Origin of the sequence: Pseudomonas benzenivorans (assembly GCF_024397895.1) — a bacterium.
Lineage (GTDB): Bacteria > Pseudomonadota > Gammaproteobacteria > Pseudomonadales > Pseudomonadaceae > Aquipseudomonas > Aquipseudomonas benzenivorans_A.
On sequence record NZ_CP073346.1, the window covers coordinates 3633574 to 3651032 of the forward strand.

Annotated in this window: 15 protein-coding genes; 4 read left to right on the top strand and 11 right to left on the bottom strand. The window is 68.2% G+C overall.

Annotation, left to right across the window (positions count from 1 at the left end; translation table 11 throughout):
- Nucleotides 1-18: 18 nt before the first annotated feature.
- From KDW96_RS17035 to KDW96_RS17060, 6 genes are all read right to left on the bottom strand, one after another.
- Nucleotides 19-1164: an efflux RND transporter periplasmic adaptor subunit gene (locus tag KDW96_RS17035; RefSeq protein WP_255837405.1), complete on the bottom strand. Its 1146-nt coding sequence runs from the start codon at nucleotides 1162-1164 to the stop codon at nucleotides 19-21.
- A 169-nt stretch (nucleotides 1165-1333) separates the two neighbouring features.
- A complete protein-coding gene (locus tag KDW96_RS17040) occupies nucleotides 1334-2422 on the bottom strand; it encodes a methyl-accepting chemotaxis protein (RefSeq protein WP_440447122.1) in 1089 nt (362 codons plus the stop codon).
- A 720-nt stretch (nucleotides 2423-3142) separates the two neighbouring features.
- Nucleotides 3143-4237, bottom strand: a complete 1095-nt coding sequence (locus KDW96_RS17045; RefSeq protein ID WP_255837407.1) for a DUF1513 domain-containing protein — start codon at nucleotides 4235-4237, stop codon at nucleotides 3143-3145.
- A gap of 12 nt (nucleotides 4238-4249) precedes the next feature.
- The gene (locus KDW96_RS17050; RefSeq protein WP_255837408.1) at nucleotides 4250-5311 is read right to left on the bottom strand and encodes an imelysin family protein; all 1062 of its coding nucleotides are present in this window, start codon (nucleotides 5309-5311) and stop codon (nucleotides 4250-4252) included.
- A gap of 10 nt (nucleotides 5312-5321) precedes the next feature.
- Complete coding sequence (locus KDW96_RS17055; protein ID WP_255837409.1) at nucleotides 5322-6746, bottom strand: di-heme oxidoreductase family protein; 1425 nt, start codon at nucleotides 6744-6746, stop codon at nucleotides 5322-5324.
- A 176-nt stretch (nucleotides 6747-6922) separates the two neighbouring features.
- Nucleotides 6923-8251, bottom strand: coding sequence for an imelysin family protein (locus KDW96_RS17060; RefSeq protein ID WP_255837410.1), 1329 nt, complete (start codon nucleotides 8249-8251; stop codon nucleotides 6923-6925).
- Nucleotides 8252-8455: 204 nt separating this feature from the next.
- On the opposite strand from KDW96_RS17060, the gene KDW96_RS17065 reads away from it, so the two are divergent.
- On the top strand, nucleotides 8456-9028 hold the full coding sequence (locus KDW96_RS17065; RefSeq protein ID WP_255837411.1) for a LemA family protein: 573 nt from the start codon (nucleotides 8456-8458) through the stop codon (nucleotides 9026-9028).
- A 3-nt stretch (nucleotides 9029-9031) separates the two neighbouring features.
- Nucleotides 9032-9928: an E3 ubiquitin ligase family protein gene (locus KDW96_RS17070; RefSeq protein ID WP_255837412.1), complete on the top strand. Its 897-nt coding sequence runs from the start codon at nucleotides 9032-9034 to the stop codon at nucleotides 9926-9928.
- Nucleotides 9929-10012: 84 nt separating this feature from the next.
- Here KDW96_RS17070 and KDW96_RS17075 read toward each other — a convergent pair whose 3' ends face one another.
- The 4 genes from KDW96_RS17075 to KDW96_RS17090 form a co-directional block, all read right to left on the bottom strand.
- Nucleotides 10013-12076, bottom strand: a complete 2064-nt coding sequence (locus KDW96_RS17075; RefSeq protein WP_255837413.1) for a putative bifunctional diguanylate cyclase/phosphodiesterase — start codon at nucleotides 12074-12076, stop codon at nucleotides 10013-10015.
- A gap of 342 nt (nucleotides 12077-12418) precedes the next feature.
- Nucleotides 12419-13000 (bottom strand): superoxide dismutase, encoded by a 582-nt coding sequence (locus tag KDW96_RS17080; protein WP_255837414.1) that lies wholly within the window; start codon nucleotides 12998-13000, stop codon nucleotides 12419-12421.
- 207 nt (nucleotides 13001-13207) lie between these two features.
- Entirely contained in the window at nucleotides 13208-13810 is a 603-nt protein-coding gene (locus tag KDW96_RS17085; RefSeq protein WP_255837415.1) for a LysE/ArgO family amino acid transporter, read from the bottom strand.
- A gap of 5 nt (nucleotides 13811-13815) precedes the next feature.
- A complete protein-coding gene (locus KDW96_RS17090; RefSeq protein ID WP_255837416.1) occupies nucleotides 13816-14217 on the bottom strand; it encodes an ACT domain-containing protein in 402 nt (133 codons plus the stop codon).
- Nucleotides 14218-14311: 94 nt separating this feature from the next.
- Between KDW96_RS17090 and KDW96_RS17095 the strand changes: the two genes are divergently transcribed.
- Nucleotides 14312-15214: a LysR family transcriptional regulator ArgP gene (locus KDW96_RS17095; RefSeq protein ID WP_255840555.1), complete on the top strand. Its 903-nt coding sequence runs from the start codon at nucleotides 14312-14314 to the stop codon at nucleotides 15212-15214.
- Nucleotides 15215-15238: 24 nt separating this feature from the next.
- Here the strand turns inward: KDW96_RS17095 and KDW96_RS17100 are convergent, their stop codons facing one another.
- Entirely contained in the window at nucleotides 15239-16297 is a 1059-nt protein-coding gene (locus KDW96_RS17100) for a saccharopine dehydrogenase family protein (protein WP_255837417.1), read from the bottom strand.
- A 163-nt stretch (nucleotides 16298-16460) separates the two neighbouring features.
- Between KDW96_RS17100 and KDW96_RS17105 the strand changes: the two genes are divergently transcribed.
- Nucleotides 16461-17453 (top strand): NAD-dependent epimerase/dehydratase family protein, encoded by a 993-nt coding sequence (locus KDW96_RS17105; protein ID WP_255837418.1) that lies wholly within the window; start codon nucleotides 16461-16463, stop codon nucleotides 17451-17453.
- Nucleotides 17454-17459 lie beyond the last annotated feature (6 nt).

A 17459-nucleotide genomic window follows, 5' to 3' on the forward strand; every position in this document is an offset into this window, starting at 1 on the left:
CTTTGCGCCGGTGGCGGATTATTGCCCGGCTTCTGCCGAGCTGGAGGCGTCGGCCCGGTCTGCAGCGAGGCTGACGTGGGCGCCGTTGTCCAGCTTGAGCTGGCCGGCGGTGACCACCTGTTCGCCGCGCTGCAGGCCCTCGAGGATCACCACCTGGCCGTCACGGCGCTCGCCGGTCTTGACGAAGCGCCGCTCCACCACCAGCTGCGGCTGGCCCTGCTCATCCTGCACCGGCTGGCCGTCTTCATCCTGTATCTCGCCGATCACGTACACCGAATTGCCATACAGGGTGTAGGTGATGGCGGTCTCCGGCACCACCACCTGCAGCGACTCGCCGGGCAGCAGGACTTCGAGGTTGGCGAACATGCCCGGCAGCAGCTTGTCGTCCTGGTTGTCCAGGGTGGCGCGTACCTGCACGTTGCGGGTGGTGTCCTCGACCTTCGGGTTGATCGCGGCGATCTCGCCCTCGAACACCTCGCCGGGGTAAGCGGCGACGCTCAGGCGGACCCGCTCGCCGATCGCCAGCCTGGGCACGGCCTGCTCGGGGAGGAAGAAGTCGACATGCAGTTTCGACAGGTCCTGCAGGGTGGCGATATCGGCGCCGGGCGACAGGTAGTCGCCGACATCCACCTGGCGGATACCGATGGCGCCGGCGAAGGGCGCGAGGATGCGTTTCTTCGCCAGTTGCGCCTGCAACTGGGCGACGCTGGCGCTGGCCTTCTGCTCTTCGGCGGAGAGGCGGTCGAACTCGCTCCTGGAGATGTTCGAACGGCTGACCAGGCTGCGGCCGCGCTTGAGCTCGACGCGGGCCAGGCCCAGCTCGGCTTCGGCGGTGGCCAGGTTGGCCCGCTCGACCTGATCGTCCATCTGCAGCAGGGCCTGGCCCTGGGTGACCTTTTCGCCGGAGCGGAACAGCACCTCGCGGATGATGCCGCCGACCTCCACGGTCAGGTCGACGCCCTGATAGGCCTTGAGCGTGCCGATGGCCGGCAGGCGGCTCTGCCAGGGCTGCTCGCTGGCGGCCTTGGCAGCCACGCTGATGGCCGGTTGCGGCGCAGCGAATTGCTGCACCTGCTGGTAGATGCTGAGGCCTTTATAGGCGGCGAGGGCGAGCACCACGAGGGCGACGACGCCCAGCATGATGAGCATGCGGCGGAGCAACATATTCCGGTTCCTTGGCAGGGCAGATGGGGCCTGGGAATAGGCTAGACGGGCACCTTAGTCCCAACGGTGCGAGCAAGTCAAAACGCTGCCTGTGCAAAGTCTTGCAAGGGGCGGGGAGGGGAAAGTGGCGGCTGCAACGCGACGCACGTTGCAGCCGCGGCGGCGGCGCTTAGGCGCGCAACCGCTGGGTCACCTCGCCCAGCTGGCCGGCCAGGCCATGCAGGTTCTGGCTGGCGGCCTCGGTGCGCTGGACGTTGTCCTGGTTGGCCGTGGCAATGGCGGTGATTTCGGTGAGATTACGCGAGATGTCCTCGGCCACCGAGGTCTGTTCCTCGGCGGCGGTGGCGATCTGCCGATTCATGTCGCGGATCGCCTCCACCGCGCCGGTGATGCGTTGCAGCATGGCCCCGGCTTCGGTGACCTGGGTGACGCCGGCCTCGCTGCGGTTCTGCCCGTTCTCGATGGCGCGCACGGCATTGACCGCGCCGGTCTGTACCGTCTCGATGATCTGATTGATCTCCGCGGTGGATTCGGCGGTGCGCTGCGCCAGGGTGCGCACCTCGTCGGCGACCACGGCGAAACCACGGCCCTGCTCGCCGGCACGGGCGGCCTCGATGGCAGCGTTGAGGGCCAGCAGGTTGGTCTGCTCGGCGATTCCGCGAATTACCTCCAGGACCTTGCCGATGCGGCTGCTGTCCTCTTCCAGCCGGCGGATCACCTCGGCGGTGCTGGCGATCTCGCCGCGCATGCCGGTAATGGTCTCGATGGTGGCGCGCATCACCTGCTCGCCCTGTTGCGCCGAATGATCGGCATCGTCCGCGGCGCGGGCCGCCTCGGCGGCATGGCGGGCCACCTCCTGGGCGGTGGCGGACATCTCGTGCATCGCCGTGGCAACCTGGTCGGTGCGCGAGAACTGCTTGCGCGAGCCTTCGGCCATCAACGCGGCGATGGCGTTGAGTTCGCCGCTGGCACCGTCCAGGTTGGCGCTGCTGCGCTGCAGGTGGCCGAAGGTTTCGGCGAGGAAGTCGCGCAGGGTGTTGGCCGCCGTGGCCAGGCGCCCGAGTTCGTCTTGGCGGCTGGCATCGACCCGCTGCCCCAGGTTGCCACGGCTGAGCTGGGCGATGTGCTCGATCAGCTGGCGAATCGGCTCGATCAGGTTGCGGTTGACCAGCCACAGGCTGAACAGGCCGATCAACAGGCTCGACAGCAGCAACACCAGCAGGCCCAGTTGCACCGTGCGCTCGACCGAGGCGCTGATGGCGGCCGACTGGGCCTGGCCACGCTGGCCAAGCTGTTGCACCAGGGTGCTCATCTGCTCACTGGCGGCCCGGTCGATGCCCTTGACCGCGGCGTCGCCGGCGGCCGCATCGCCCCCGGCGGAGACGAAGGCGTCATGGCCCTGGCGATAAGCGCCGCCCATGTTGCGGTGCTCGCTGCGCAGGCGCTCCACCTGGCCCTTCAATGCCGGGTCCTGCTGGATTTCCGGGCTGCGCAGCAGCTCGCCGAGGATTTCCTGCACCTTGCTTTCCTGGGCCTGGAACTGGCCCCAGTACTTGTTCAGGTCGGCCGGGTTCTTGCCGCGCAGCAGCACGTTCTTCCACTCCTGCACCTGCACCTTGAACTCGAGGTTGGCGCTGTCCACCAGGCGTGAGGCATGCAAGGTGCCGTCAATCAGGTCGCGGTAGGACTGCACGCCACTGGAGAGGAAGGAAAAGCAGGCCAGGGCGATCAGCAGGGTCAGCAGCAGGCTGCCGCCGAGCAGGCTGAGGATTCGGGCGCGCAGTGAGCGTTGCAAGGACATGGTCGAGATCTCGGGTCAGCGGATGGAGGGCAGTAGCCGCGGCGTCCAGGCTAGCGGGCAACTATGACATCCATGTGACGTAGAGCGAGGTGCGGGAACCTTACTGGGGACTGTCGGCCCGCAGCAACCGTTCTTGAGTCCTTTTGTCGGCCTGCGGCGATAGGTCGCGCTGCGCGACTAGGCCAGGCGCAGGTGGTTGTCCCACAGGCCGGCCGGCAGCTCCAGTGGACGGCCGACGATTGGGGCCTGGCGGCAATCGAACAGGCGGCATCGACCGATCCCGGAGCTGACCACGAAGCCGTCGGCCACCGCGCCGACCCCGGCGCAGTCCGGCATCGGCACGTCCAGGCGCAGTTCGGCGCTGTCCAGGTCCCATACGAAGAATCGATTGCCCCGTGGGGCGGTCAATGCCAGCAGGCGCAGCTCGCTGTGAATCGCCAGGCTGGCGGTGTACTGGGTCATCGCCAGGCGTTGCGCCTCGCCCAGGGGAAAGGCCTGGAAGGCCCGGCCCGGGCGCTTGATCGCCAGCAGTGGCGCCGCGTCGCCGACGTCGCCCATGTATTGCTGGCCGCTGACGATGGTGCCGTCGGCGGCCACCGCCAGGTGGCGCACGCTGTTCTGTCGGTCGGCCAGCTGCTCCTTGCTCAGCAGGCGGCCATCGCGCGCCAGCAGCACCAGGCTGGACTCCATGGTGTCCAGGTTCACCTCCACCCGGCTGTCGGCCTCGGTGCGGATGCCGCCGTTGGCCACCACCAGGGTTTCGCCGTCCGGCAGCCAGAGCAGCTGATGGGGACCGAGGCCGTGGCTGGACAGCTCGTCGCTACGCTGCAGGCGCTCGCCCTGCAGGCGGTAGACGCCGATCACCCCGCGGCCGGGGTCGCGGGTGTCGTTCTCGGTGGCGTACAGCCAGTCGCCGCCGCGGTGGAACACCGCGTGGCCGTAGAAGTGCCGGTGCGCCGGCGAGTTCAGGGTCTGCAGCAGGCGCCCGTCGCGGGTGTCTATCAGGTAGCTCCGGGTGCTCGGCCGGCGGCCGACGAACAGGGCCAGGGGCAAGCTGGGATGGGGCACCACGTCGTGGCAGCGTTCGCCGACCGCGGTGGCAAACGCCTGGCGGCCATCGAGGCGGTAGCCGACGGCATAGTGGCGACCCTGGGCATCGTCGCGGGCCGACAGCAGCAGGGGCTGCTGACCGTTGTCGATCAGTTGCCAGCCGGCGAAGGCACCGGCAGCCAGGGCGGCGGCACCGAGGCCGAGGAAGGCTCTGCGTTTCATCGAAGCTGCGCCTCAGTCGCCGTCGTGGGAGTTGAAACCCAGCTGGATGCCGAGCGCCTTGGCCAGCTCGGCCTCGTGCAGACGGTGCAGGGTGCTCAGGCTGTCGTACAGGGCGTTGAGCTCGGCGCGGCCGGCGTCCTCGGCGAGCAACTCGGCGAGCGGACGCTGCAGGGCGGCCAGGCGCTGGCGGGTCTCGGCGTAGGCGGCATCGAGGCGCGCGCCCAGGGCGCTGTGCTCGTTGCCCAGCAACTGCTGCAGGCCGTCGTCCGCGCTGCCCTGCCAGAGCTGCTCGGCGCTGGCCAGTCCGGCGGCGAGGCTGGCCAGGCTGGCGCCGCTGCGCCAGGCCTCGGCCTGGTAGGGCTGCGGCTGCCCCTTGCTCTGCCGGCCGAGCGGCGTGCCGAGCTTCTTCTTCAGGCCATCGAGGGCATTGACCTGGGTGCGCAGCAGTTCCGCCACGGCTTCGCCGGCGTCGGCGTAGCGGGCATTGGGGAAGGCCTTGAGCTGCTCGGCCATGCCGTCCGCGGCCTGCCAGCGCGCCAGCACGTCAGCGGCCAGCGCCTGCTGGTGCTGGCCGATGGCTGTCATCAGCGGGCAGTAGCGGGCGCTCTGCTGCGGGTCATTGAGGTCGATGCCGGCGTCGAACAGCAGGTATTCGTAGGCCGTCAGGCCCTGGACGACCACGCTGGACTTGTCCAGGTCGGCGGGGGTGAGTTGCGGCTTGCGCTCGAGCAGCGCGCCCACCTGGCGCGCCACCAGGTTCTTCTTGTCCGGCCAGAACTGCACCTGCCAGGCGCGGTTGCCCTCGGCCAGCGGACCGATCTGCAGCGGTTGCAGCCCGGCCCAGGCGGCTTGGGCCGTCAGGAACGCCTGGCGGGCGGCGCTCAGGTCCTGCTCGCCGGCGCAGAAGGCCTGGGCGCTGGCGGCGAGCTGGCGGTCGGCTTCGGTCCAGCTGCTGTAACTCGGCAGCAATACACCGTCGACCAGCGCGCGGCTGACCTGTTGCTGCGGGTCGCTGGGCGAGCAGGCGCTGAGTGCCAGGCTCAGCAGGGCAAGGGTGAGGGGCGAGCGGATCATGGGCGACTCCTTACAGCGAGTTCAGGAAGGCCAGCAGCGCGTCGCGCTGCTCGGCGTCGAAGGTGAGGACTTCCTGCTTGGCCGCTTCGGCTTCGCCGCCGTGCCAGAGGATGGCCTCGAGCAGGTTGCGCGCGCGGCCGTCATGCAGGAACTGGGTGTGGCCATTGACCGTCTCGGTCAGGCCGATGCCCCACAGCGGCGGCGTGCGCCATTCGCGGCCCGAGGCGAGAAACTCCGGGCGGTGGTCGGCCAGGTCCTCGCCCATGTCGTGCAGCAGCAGGTCGCTGTAGGGGCGAATCGTCTGGTCGGCCAGCTCCGGCTCGGCGGCATCCGCCGCGGTGGTAAACGCCGGCGTGTGGCAGCCCTGGCAGCCGGCCTGGTGGAACAGACCCTTGCCGGCCAGCACCTGGGGATCGTCGACCCGGCGCCGGGCCGGCACGCCCAGGTTGCGGCTGTAGAACAGCACGCTGGCGAGGATGCTGTCGCTCACCTCCGGCTCGCCGCCATGGCGGGCGTTGCGGCAGTCGAGCTGCCGCGCCGTGCAGCCATCGGCGCTCAGCAGGCTGCTGGTCAGGCCCATGTCGCCGGCGAAGGCATGGGCGTTCTGCTGGTTGAGATTGGGTTGTCCGGCCTTCCAGCCGAAGCGGCCGAGCACCGTGCCTTGCGCGGCGTCGTCCCAGACCCGGTTGGGCCGGCCGGAAATGCCGTCGCCGTCGGCGTCGTCCGGGTCGGCGTTGGCCAGCAGCGCGGCCTCGGGAATGGCCTCGAGCAGGCCCAGGCCGATCATCGGCGGGGCGATGCGCGCGGAGAACTCGGTGTCCGGGTGCAGCGGGCCGTAGCCGAGCTGGCTGATCTGCAGGTGCGGGCGACGCAGTTCGACCACATGGCCATCGGCGAAGCGGATGGTCTGCGGCTCGTAGGCGAAGCGCACCTTGCCCTCGGCGGCGATGCCGGGGTTGGCCATGTCCTGCAGCTGGCCGCCATAGGTCGGCTCTGGCACCACGCCCAGGCGCTTGAGGACTTCAGCGTGCTCGGCGCCGGCCGGCACCGACAGGCGCACCAGCAGCGAGGCGGCGCTGAGGGCGTCGGCGGCCGGCGGGTGACCGCGACCGTCCTTGATGTGGCAGTTCTGGCAGGCGTTGGTGTTGAACAGCGGCCCGAGGCCGTCGCGGGCGAGGGTGGTCGAGGGGGCGATCACCCAGGGGTTGCGAAAGAAGCTGTTGCCGACACTGAAGTCCAGGCGGCGCGAGGGCGGCAGGTTGGCCGAGGGCAGGGAATAGGCATTGTGATCGGCCTTGAACACCGTGGCGGCGCCGCCGGACAGGGCTTCGCCGGGCTCGGCCTGGGTAAAGCGTGGTGACTGGTCGCAGGCGCTCAGGAAGCAGATGAGCAGCAGGCTAAGCAGGGCGGGCAGGCGGGAAAGCAGGGAAGGCATCGAACGGGTCCGCGGCGGCAGATTCGGGCGGACCATCTTAACAGTGAGGCGTAACCTAAATAAGAGAGATTTGCATTTATTCTTTGGGCAAATGGTCGCACCCGACTTCTAGGCCGCCAGACACAGAAAAACCGATGCGCTCGGCGAGCGCATCGGCCTGTTGGTCTGCCGTCAGCTTAGAACTGGTGTTCGGCGGTGTCCGGGTTGAGGTCACCGATGCCCAGCTTGCCGGCGGCCTGCTCGATGGCGCCGGTCTGCGCCACCAGGGCGGCGATGGCGTCGCGGATGATCTGCTGACCTTCGCTGTTATCGGCGGCGATCAGCAGGTCGAAGTGCTGGTCGTGCTGCTCGGCGCTGTCGACCAGGATTTGCAGCTTGGCTTCGGTGGCCTGCAGCTTGGCCTTCAGGCTGCTGTCGGTCTCGGCATCGACCTTGGCCAGCAGTGTGGACAGGCTCGGGCCGCTCAGGGTGGTGCCGTCGACCTTGCGGTACTCGCCCAGGTAGACGTTGCGGATGCCCTTGGCGTTGTAGAAGTGCGAGTTGTGGGTGTTGTCGCTGAAGCAGTCGTGCTCGTCCTCGGTGGAGTTGGCTTCCAGGGCGACCTTCATGCGCTCGCCGGCCAGTTCGCCGAGGGACAGGCTGCCCATGCCGAACAGCATCTTGCGCAGGCCGTTCTCGGCCGACTCGGCCTCCAGGCTGGCGCGGTAGTTGTCGGCCACGCCGGCTTGCCACTGGCCGACCATCTCCTCCAGGTCGGCGACCAGCAGCTCGGCCGCGGCCTTCAGGTAGGCGCGACGGCGCTCGTTGTGGCCGCCGGTGGCGCCTTCACCGACCAGGAAGTCGCTGGCCGGGCGCTCGCCGGCGCCGGGGTTGCTGCCGTTCAGGTCCTGGCCCCAGAGGAGGAATTCGATGGCGTGGTAGCCGGTGGCGACGTTGGCTTCGGAGCCGGCCAGTTCGTTGAGGCTGGCCAGGGTCTGCGGGGTGATCTGGCTGACATCGAGCTTGTCCTCGCCGACCTGGATCTCGCGGTTGGCGATGATGTTGGCGCTGGCGCCGGGGTTGCCCAGGGCATGCTGGTAGTCGCTGGCGACGTAGTCGATCAGGCCCTCGTCCAGCGGCCAGGCGTTGAGCTGGCCTTCCCAATCATCGACCACGGCATTGCCGAAGCGGAACACTTCACTCTGCATGTAGGGCACGCGGGCGGCCAGCCAGGCTTCGCGGGCGGCCTGCAGGGTGGCCGGGGTCGGGTCGGCCAGCAGGGCATCGATGGCCTGCTGCAGGGCTTGGCCGGTGCTGGCGGCGTCGCTGAACACGGCCAGGGCCAGGTCGGCGTAATGGCTGACCACGGCCTTGCCGGCGGCGGCGTCGATCGGGCTGGCCTTGGCTACCGCGGCGTTGGCGGCGGGAACGGCAGCTTGCGTGGTAGCGGCCTGGTCTTCGCCGCAACCGGCGAGGGAGATGGCGATGGCCAGCAGGCTGGCGGAAGCCAGGGGCAGACGAATCATGACGACATCCTTATAGGTCGAGAGGTTTGAGAAGGGGCGGCTGTGCGCGAAAACGACAACATAATGCGAAAGATTTGCATTAAGAGCAAAGGGATATTGCCCCGCACTGGCAAAAAACCCGTGCGCCGGGTCTCCGCGTTTCGCGACCGATGCCGTTAGAATGCCGCCACGAACCCCATCTGCAGTCGTTATGGAGAACACCGCATGAGCCTCAGCAGCGTCGCCTTTTTCGTCATCCTGGCCCTGGTCGCCGCCTATGGGGTGATCCTCTACAACGGCCTGGTGCGCCTCAAGCACGGCGTCGGCAAGGCCTGGGCCAATATCGATGTGCTGCTCAAGCAGCGTCATGAAGAACTGCCCAAGCTGGTGGAGACCTGCAAGCAGTACATGCAGCACGAGCGCACCACCCTGGAACGGGTGATCGCCGCCCGCAGCGCCGTGGCCAGCGCCCGCGAGCAGCACGATGTGAGCGCCCTGGGCAGGGCCGAGAGCGGTCTGCGCGCCGGACTGGGACAGCTGTTCGCCCTGGCCGAGAACTACCCGGAGCTCAAGGCCAACGACAGCTTCCAGCACCTGCAGCAACGCATCAGCGGCCTGGAGAACGGCATCGCCGATCGCCGCGAGCTGTACAACGAGGCGGTCAACCTGAACAACGTGCGCATCGAGCAGTTCCCCGACGTGCTGATCGCGCGCTTCTTCGCCTTCAGGAGTGCCGAACTGCTGCAGTTCAGCGACGCGGAGAAGGCCGACGTCGACCTCAAGACCCTGTTCGGCTGAGCCGTGTCGTTCGAAGAATCGCTGATCGGCCTGGCGTTCAGCCTCGCCGCGACGGTCGGTGGCGGCTGGTGGAGCCTGCGCCGGCTGAGTCAGGCCCGCCACCTGCTGGATACCCCGACCTCGAAGATCCGCTCGGCCGCCCAGGGTTATGTCGAGTTCTATGGCGTGCTGCGCGAGCAGGCGGACACCGCGATAGTCGCGCCGCTGACCGGCAAACCGTGCCTATGGTGGCGCTTCAAGATCGAGGAGTATTGCGGCGACGACGACAAGCGCACCTGGCGGGTGGTCGAGCGCGGCTGCAGCGAGGGCTGGCTGTTGCTCGATGACGGCACCGGCCAATGCCTGATCGATCCGCGCGGCGCGGAAGTCCGGCCCTCGTCCCGCGAGGTCTGGCGAGGCAACCTGCGTCACCCGCGAGGCCCGGCCCAAACGGGCTGGAAGGGCTGGCTGGACAGTGGCAAGCGCTATCGCTACAGCGAGGAACGATTGCACGGCGGCCAGCCGCTCTATGCCATCGGCGAATTTCGCAGCAGTGGCGGCGGCCGCCAGGGCCTGGACCTGGGCGCGGCTCAGGGCGCGGTGATTCGCGAATGGAAGGGCGATTTCGCCGGTCTTCTGCAGCGCTTTGACGGCGATCGTAACGGCCAGCTGGACGAGCGGGAGTGGAATCGCGTGCGCCTGGCCGCGCAGCTCGAGGCGGAGGAGCGCCATCGCCAGCACAGTCAGCGGCCGGCCCAGCACCAAATGGGCAAGCCGCGCGAGGCGCAGCCGTTCATTCTCGCCTGCGCCGGGGAGGACGAGCTGGCCCGGCAGTTCTACTGGCAGGCCGCCGGCGGCGCGCTGCTCTGTGTGGCGGGAGCGCTGGCGACGACCTGGCTGCTGAACGCCTTGCTGGCCTAGTGAGCGCTGGGTTCGGACGCCATTCACCGGGCGTCCGCCAGGGCGCTCGGTGCGCCCAGGAATAGGCAGGGCGCCCGCTGGCGCTCAGAGCGTGGCCGGGTTCGCCGGGCTGGCGACGCGGCGGGACTGCTTGAGGTACTGGGTCAGTTCGCGCGGCGGCAGGGGCTTGCTGTAGAGGTAGCCCTGACCTTCGTGGCAGCCCTGGGCGATGATGTAGTTCTCCTGTTCGATGGTCTCCACCCCTTCGGCGATCACCTGCATGCCCAGGCTGGCGCCGAGCTGGATGATGGCGCGCACGATGGTGGCGTCGTCTTCGTCGTCCATCAGGTCCTGGACGAAGCTCTTGTCGATCTTCATCTTGTCCAGCGGCAGGCTCTTGAGGTAGCTCAGCGAGGAGTAGCCGGTACCGAAGTCGTCGATGGCGATCAGCGCGCCGGAGCGGCGCAGGCTGAGCAGGTGCTGGGCGGCGGTGTGGATGTCCTCCATCAGGCCGGTCTCGGTAACCTCCAGCTCCAGGCTGCGCGACGGCAGGCGATAGACCTGCATCAGGTTGTTGACCACCCGCGGCAGCTCGGCGTGGTGCAGCTGCACGGTGGACAGGTTGACCGCCATGCGCAGCTCGTCGAAGCCCTGGTCATGCCACTCGCGCAGCTGCCGGCAGGCCTGATCGAGCACCCATTCGCCGATCGAGATGATGGTGCCATTCTGTTCCGCCAGGGGGATGAACAGGTCCGGCGGTATCGGGCCGTGCTGCGGATGGTGCCAGCGCAACAGGGCCTCGACGCCGACCACCCGGTGGTCGCGGTAGTCCACCTGGGGCTGATAGACCAGCTCGAACTGCTTCAGCGGCAGGGCCTCGCGCAGGTCCTTTTCCAGCTCGCGGCGCCGGCGCATCTCGCTGTCGACGCTGGCGATATAGAACTGGTAGCGGTTGCGCGAGCGGCTCTTGGCCAGGGTCATGGTTTGCTCGGCCTTCTGCAGCAGCTTCTCGGTGCTGTCGCCGTCCTCCGGGAACAGGGTGATGCCGATGGTCGCGCGCAGACGGACTTCCTGCTCGTCGAAGGTGAAGGGCGCCTCCAGGTTGTCCAGTACGCTCTGTGCCAGCTCGGCCGCTTCGTAGGGCTGCTCGATGTCGGCCTGGACCAGGGCGAACTGGTCGCCGCCCAGGCGCGCCAGGGCGCCGAGGCGACCGCTGTGGCTGCGCAGGCGATCGGACAGGGCGAGCAGCAGCTGGTCGCCGGTCTGGTAGCTGAACTGTTCGTTGATCCCCTTGAAATCGTCCAGGCCGACGCACAGCACGGCCACCCGGCGCTGGCGGCGGCCGGCGTCCTCGAGAATCTGATCGAGCTGCTGCTGCAGTTGCTGGCGGTTGGGCAGTCCGGTGAGGAAGTCGTGCTGGGACATGCGCTGCAGGCTGCTTTCCGCTTCGCGGCGCAGGTGGGTGTTGCGCTCGATGGATTCCAGCAGCTGGTTGGCGGTCCTGATCCACAGCCCCAGCTCGTTCTTCTCGTTGCCCTTGAGCATGGGCAGCTTGTGCTCGCTCGGTCGGTCCGGATTGATGCGGCTCAGGTGATCGATGATCTTCGACAGCGGCTTGGTCAGCAGCAGGTGATAGACCAGGTACAGCACCAGGCCCATGGCCAGCGCGCGCAGCACGCCGGAGATGAAGATCACCACCGAGCTGGTGACGAAGTTCTGGCCGTACAGGGCGGTGTCGAGGGTGATATTGAGGTCGCCGTAATATTCGCTGTAGGGGCCGCGGCCGACCAGGCGGATGGAGTAGCTCTGTTCCCGGTCGAGAATCGGGTCGGTCAGCCAGCGGGTCGGCAGCTGCAACGCTTCGCGGGCTTTCTCCGCGAGCATGGGTTCGTCGGAGTGGCCGATGGCGGCCATGCGCACCGATTCGTGCTGGAACAGGCCTTCGATGACCTGCATGCCCATCTCGCGATCCAGGCTGTAGACCGCCTGGGTGGAAGGGTCGCGGAACATGCCAAGGATGCGTTGGGCATCGCTGGCCACGGCCTGTCGGGTCTTGTAGGCGTCGAAGACGATCTGTGCGCAGCTCAGCACCACACCGACGGCCAGGGCCGAGAGCAGCACGACGCGGAGCAGCTTCAATGACAGGCTGTTCTGGAGTTCCAACTTCAAATGGCGATTCCTTGTGCGATGCCAGAGGCGTCAGGCCGTGGGTGAGTATTGGCAATCTCGCGGTGGCCGTCAAAGGGCCGTGATGTCGAATCGCCTATAGCCGGGGCGAGGAATGATCGCCAGGCCAACTGCCTACCCACGTGAGCTGTGTCGGCGCGCAGGGGTGAGAGCTTGAATGGCAACGGTGCCATATCCGCACGCAGGCGTCATCACGATTGCGCCACATTGTCGGCATTGGAGCGCCTGGTCGCAGCGAGTGGCGCCGGCGCCTGCCTGTTTTGCTCCCCTGTAAACGCAAGAAACCCGGCATCAGCCGGGTTTCTTGTGCGCGGACGCGAGGTCTTAGGCAGCGTAGTTCTTGGCTACGAAGTCCCAGTTGACCAGGTTCCAGAACGCCTCGACGTACTTCGGACGCAGGTTGCGGTAGTCGATGTAGTAGGCGTGTTCCCAGACGTCGCAGGTCAGCAGCGGGGTGTCGCCGCTGGTCAGCGGGCAGCCTGCACCGATGGTGCTGGCCAGCGCCAGGGAGCCGTCGGCCTTCTTCACCAGCCAGCCCCAGCCGGAGCCGAAGGTGCCGATGGAAACCTTGCTGAACTCTTCCTTGAACTTGTCGAAGGAACCGAAAGCCGCGTTGATCGCGTCGGCCAGGGCACCGGTCGGCTGACCGCCGCCGTTCGGGCTCATGCAGTTCCAGTAGAAGGTGTGGTTCCAGACCTGTGCGGCGTTGTTGAAGATGCCGCCCGAGGAGGTCTTGACGATCTCTTCCAGGGTCTTGCCTTCGAACTCGGTGCCCGGCACCAGGTTGTTCAGGTTCACCACGTAGGTGTTGTGGTGCTTGTCGTGGTGGAACTCCAGGGTCTCGGCGGAAATGTGCGGCTCGAGGGCGTTCTTCTCGTACGGCAGCGGCGGCAATTCGAAAGCCATGGTTTATCTCCTTTCTCAGGTCAGGTGCGGTGTGCGCGAGGCCGATCACGGGCGGCCAGACAAGCGGCGGGAGTTTCGACTCCTTGTGCCGCAGACCGGGGATCATAGCACCGGCCCCCTGGCATAACCACGCAGCAACTGTGTGGGAAAGCCGATGCCAGGGCCTCGACTCGGCACGGCCCGGGTGTCCTGGGGGCTTAGGATGACTCAGCGGTCAATGATGAGTTGCAGGGCGATGGCGAACATCATCGCCGCCACGCCCAGGTCGATCAGCCGCCAGGTCGTCGGGCGCGCGAGCCAGGGGGCCAGCCAGGCCGCGCCAAGGGCCAGGGCGAAGAACCAGATCATCGACGCGCTGGCCGCCCCCAGGGCATAGGCGCCGGGCAGCGGCTGCTGGGCGCCGAGCGAGCCGATCAGCAGCACGGTGTCCAGGTAGACGTGGGGGTTGAGCAGGGTCACCGCCAGGGTCGCCAGCAATACCCGGCGCAGCGACCGCGGTGCCTGTTGGCCGCCGGCGTCCAGCGCCTGCGGGCGCCAGGCGCGCAGCAGCGCCTGGGCACCGTACCAGAGCAGGAAGGCGGCGCCGCCCCAGCGGGCGATGCCCAGCAGCAGCGGGCTCTGGCTCAGCGCCGCGGCCAGGCCGAAGACTCCGGCGCTGACCAGCAGTGCGTCGCAGAACATGCACAGCAGGGCCACCGGCAGGTGATGTTCGCGGCGCAGGCTCTGGGCCAGGACGAAGGCGTTCTGCGAGCCGATCGCCATGATCAGGCCGATCGCGACCAGCATGCCGTTGCTATAGCTTTGCCACATGTCAGTCACTCCGCCTGCTGCGCCAGTTGCCGCAGGGCCGCCATGGCGCGCTGGGCATCCGCCTGGGCGACGAACAGGTGGTCGTGGTAGTAGCCGGCGACCACATTGCAGCTGATGTTCTGCTCGGCCAGGGCGGCAGACACCGCCGCGGTAAGGCCGACTGCGGCGAGCGACGAGTGCACCTCGAGGGTGATCCAGGCGGCGCGGTAGTCGTAGCTCAGGCCAGCCTGATCGGCCTGCTGGCGCGGCAGGATCAGGCTCAGGCCCTCGCGTTCGCGAAAGCTGCCGAGCGGTTGCAGCTCGGCCAGCAAGTGGGCGTCGCGCAGGCAGCAGAACACATAGTCGCCGTCGTTGAGCACGGGGCTCATGTGGCGCAGCAGGGTAGGGAGCGAGGTTTCGCCGGCCATGTTCTGTTCCTCGAAAAGTCGGCTGGGGAGGTGGCCAGTCTGCTGCGTCTGGTTGTATAAGAAAAACCAATAATGCTGATTGCTCATTAGGAAAATTGATTTGTTCGACTACAAGCTGTTGGCGGCCCTGGCCGCCGTGGTGGAGCAGGCCGGCTTCGAGCGCGCCGCCCAGGTGCTGGGGTTGTCCCAGTCGGCGGTGTCGCAGCGGATCAAGCTGCTCGAGGCGCGGGTCGGTCAGCCGGTGCTGGTACGGGCGACGCCGCCGACGCCGACGGAAATCGGCCGGCGTCTGCTCAATCATGTGCAACAGGTGCGCCTGCTCGAACGCGACCTGCAGGGCCAGGTCCCTGAATTGGACGAGGGGCGGCTGCCGGAACGCCTGCGCATCGCCCTCAATGCCGACAGCCTGGCCACCTGGTGGGCGGGGGCGGTGAGCGAGTTCTGCGCCGAGCAGCAGGTGCTGCTGGATCTGGTGGTGGAGGATCAGGAGGTGGGCCTTAAGCGCATGCGCGCCGGCGAGGTGGCCGCGTGCGTCTGCGCCGCCGAGCGTCCGCTGGCCGGCGCCCGTTCGCTGCCGTTGGGGGCCATGCGATACCGGGCCCTGGCCAGCCCGGGCTTCATCGCCCGGCATTTTCCCGCGGGGGTCGAGGCGCAACAGCTGGCGCGGGTGCCGGCCATCGTCTTCGGCCCGGACGACCTGCTGCAGCACCGCTACCTGGCGGCGCTTGGCGTCGAGGGGGGCTTCGTCCACCACCTCTGCCCCTCGTCCGAGGGCTTCGTGCGCCTGGCCTGCGCGGGCTTCGGCTGGGGCCTGGTGCCCGAGTTGCAGGTCGAGCGCGAGCTGGTGAGCGGCGCGCTGGTGGAGGTGCTGCCCGAGCGGCCGCTGGATGTCCCCTTGTACTGGCACCACTGGCGCAGCGGTGGCGAGCTGCTGGCGAGCCTCACCCGTCATCTGCAGCGGGCCACGCGGGCGCGTCTGGTTCCGATCGCCGGCTAACGGTGCAACAGCGTCATCGTCCGCTCAGGAGACAAGGATTTTTCCCGAGCCGGGCAGCTGCTCCACGCAGCGTGGGCCGAGTAGTTGCGAGGGGGTGAAGTAGCCGCCGGGGCCGACGTAGTCGAGCAGATGAGCCACTGCCAGGAGCATGCCGTGCACGGTCACCTCGTAGCCGTTGGCGGTCTCCAGGCGAGCGGTCCTGACTGTCCCGTCGCTGTTGCGCGCTTCGCCCCAGAGCCAGGTGCGGCGCTCGCTGCGGCTGCGCGGGTCGGGGCCCTGCACGCGTTTTTCCACCAGCCCCTTGAGCCAGCCCTGCAGCGCGCGACGGCTGAGCAACGGGCGTAGCGGGTCGGCCAGGCGCATGCCGACGGCCAGCGCCGCCGGTGCCGGCAGGTACACCTCGATATTGCCGATACCCGTGGAGTAGTAGGCGGTCGCCACGTCGCCCCAGGGGATGGTCACCGCCGGCGTGCTGCCGCGGCCGAAATCGATGCGGCGGCGCCGGTGCCCCAGCGGTACGTCGGTGATCAGGCCGTCGCGCCGCACCTTGCCACCGAGGCCGAGACCTTCCACGGCGGTCTTGGCGGTGCCCGGCGACAGTCCGCTGGCACTGTCGAAGCCCAGCGCCAGGTGGCTGGCATCGGGCAGCGCCTGATGCAGGCAGGCGGCCAGGCAGTCGCTGGGAATCACGTCGAAGCCGGCCCCGGGGCAGATCACCAGGTCCAGCTCGCGGGCCCGCTGGTCGAAGCCGTGGGCCGTTTCGAACACGTCGATTTCGCCGGTGATGTCCAGGTAGTGGGTCTGGCTGGCCAGGCAGGCCTGGAGCATCGGCAGGCTGGTGGCCGAGAACGGGCCGGCGCAGTGGGCGACCACGGCCACGTCGGCCAGCGCCTCGCGGGCTCGCTCGCCGTGCTGGAGGTCGAAGATCCGGCAGTCCAGGCCGAGCCGGCTGCCCAGGGCGTGCACCGCCGCCGGGTTGCGGCCGGCCAGTATCGGCGCGAGCCCCTGGCGCTGCGCTTCGCTGGCCAGCAGCTGGCCGGTGTAGCCATTGGCGCCGTAGATCATCCAGTGTCGCTTGGCCATGCGGGGCTCCTGTCGAGGTGTCTGGCTTACAGCCTAGTCGCTCTCGGCGCAGGGGCCGCCGCGCCCGCCAGCACAGGCCGGGCACCGAGTCGCAGTTGGAGCGGGCGGGCCGGGCAGGGCGCTGCTAGAGTGCGCCACGGGTCGAGAGCGATGGAGCGGGGCGATGAAGATACTGGTTACCGGGGCAAGCGGGTTCATTGGCGGTCGCTTCGCGCGTTTCGCCCTGGAGCAGGGGCTCGCGGTGCGGGTCAATGGGCGCCGGCCTGACGGGGTCGAGCACCTGGTCAAACGCGGCGCCGAGTTCATCCAGGGCGACCTGGGCGACGCCGCACTGGCCCAGCGCCTGTGCCACGACGTCGAGGCGGTGGTGCACTGCGCCGGTGCCGTGGGCGTCTGGGGGCGCTACGCGGACTTTCACCAGGCCAATGTGCAGGTGACCGAAAACATCGTCGAGGCGTGCCTGAAGCAGCAGGTGCGGCGCCTGGTGCACCTGTCGTCGCCGTCCATCTACTTCGACGGCCGCGCTCATGTGGGAATCAGCGAAGAGCAGGTGCCCAAGCGCTTCTTCGATCACTACGGCAAGACCAAATACCTGGCCGAGCAGCAGGTGTTCGGCGCCCAGGAATTCGGCCTGGAGGTGCTGGCGCTGCGGCCACGCTCGGTGACCGGGGCGGGCGACACCAGCATCTTCCCGCGCCTGATCAACATGCAGCGCAAGGGCCGCCTGGCGATCATCGGCAATGGCCTGAACAAGGTCGACTTCACCAGCATGGCCAATCTCAACGATGCCCTGTTCAGCGCGCTGCTGGCCGCCGGTCCGGCCCTCGGCAAGGCCTACAACATCAGCAACGGCGCGCCGGTGCCGCTGTGGGATGCGGTCAACTACGTGTTGCGCGGCCTCGACCTGCCGCCGGTGCAGCGGCACCTGCCCTATGCCCTGGCCTATGGCGCGGCGGCGCTCAACGAGGGCGTCTGCCGGCTGCTGCCCGGACGCCCGGAACCGACCCTGTTCCGCCTGGGCGTGGCGATGATGGCCAAGGACTTCTCCCTGGATATCGGGCGCGCCCGCGAGTACCTGGACTACGAGCCCCAGGTCAGCCTGTGGACCGCACTGGATGAATTCTGCCAGTGGTGGAAGGCCCACCACCCCGGCTGACCGCCG

Coding starts and splice junctions, on each gene's coding strand:
- KDW96_RS17035 (WP_255837405.1), bottom strand. CDS start 1,164: ATGTTGCTCCGCCGCATGCTCATCATGCTGGGCGTCGTCGCCCTCGTG.
- KDW96_RS17045 (WP_255837407.1), bottom strand. CDS start 4,237: ATGAAACGCAGAGCCTTCCTCGGCCTCGGTGCCGCCGCCCTGGCTGCC.
- KDW96_RS17050 (WP_255837408.1), bottom strand. CDS start 5,311: ATGATCCGCTCGCCCCTCACCCTTGCCCTGCTGAGCCTGGCACTCAGC.
- KDW96_RS17055 (WP_255837409.1), bottom strand. CDS start 6,746: ATGCCTTCCCTGCTTTCCCGCCTGCCCGCCCTGCTTAGCCTGCTGCTC.
- KDW96_RS17060 (WP_255837410.1), bottom strand. CDS start 8,251: ATGATTCGTCTGCCCCTGGCTTCCGCCAGCCTGCTGGCCATCGCCATC.
- KDW96_RS17065 (WP_255837411.1), top strand. CDS start 8,456: ATGAGCCTCAGCAGCGTCGCCTTTTTCGTCATCCTGGCCCTGGTCGCC.
- KDW96_RS17080 (WP_255837414.1), bottom strand. CDS start 13,000: ATGGCTTTCGAATTGCCGCCGCTGCCGTACGAGAAGAACGCCCTCGAG.
- KDW96_RS17085 (WP_255837415.1), bottom strand. CDS start 13,810: ATGTGGCAAAGCTATAGCAACGGCATGCTGGTCGCGATCGGCCTGATC.
- KDW96_RS17090 (WP_255837416.1), bottom strand. CDS start 14,217: ATGGCCGGCGAAACCTCGCTCCCTACCCTGCTGCGCCACATGAGCCCC.
- KDW96_RS17100 (WP_255837417.1), bottom strand. CDS start 16,297: ATGGCCAAGCGACACTGGATGATCTACGGCGCCAATGGCTACACCGGC.
- KDW96_RS17105 (WP_255837418.1), top strand. CDS start 16,461: ATGAAGATACTGGTTACCGGGGCAAGCGGGTTCATTGGCGGTCGCTTC.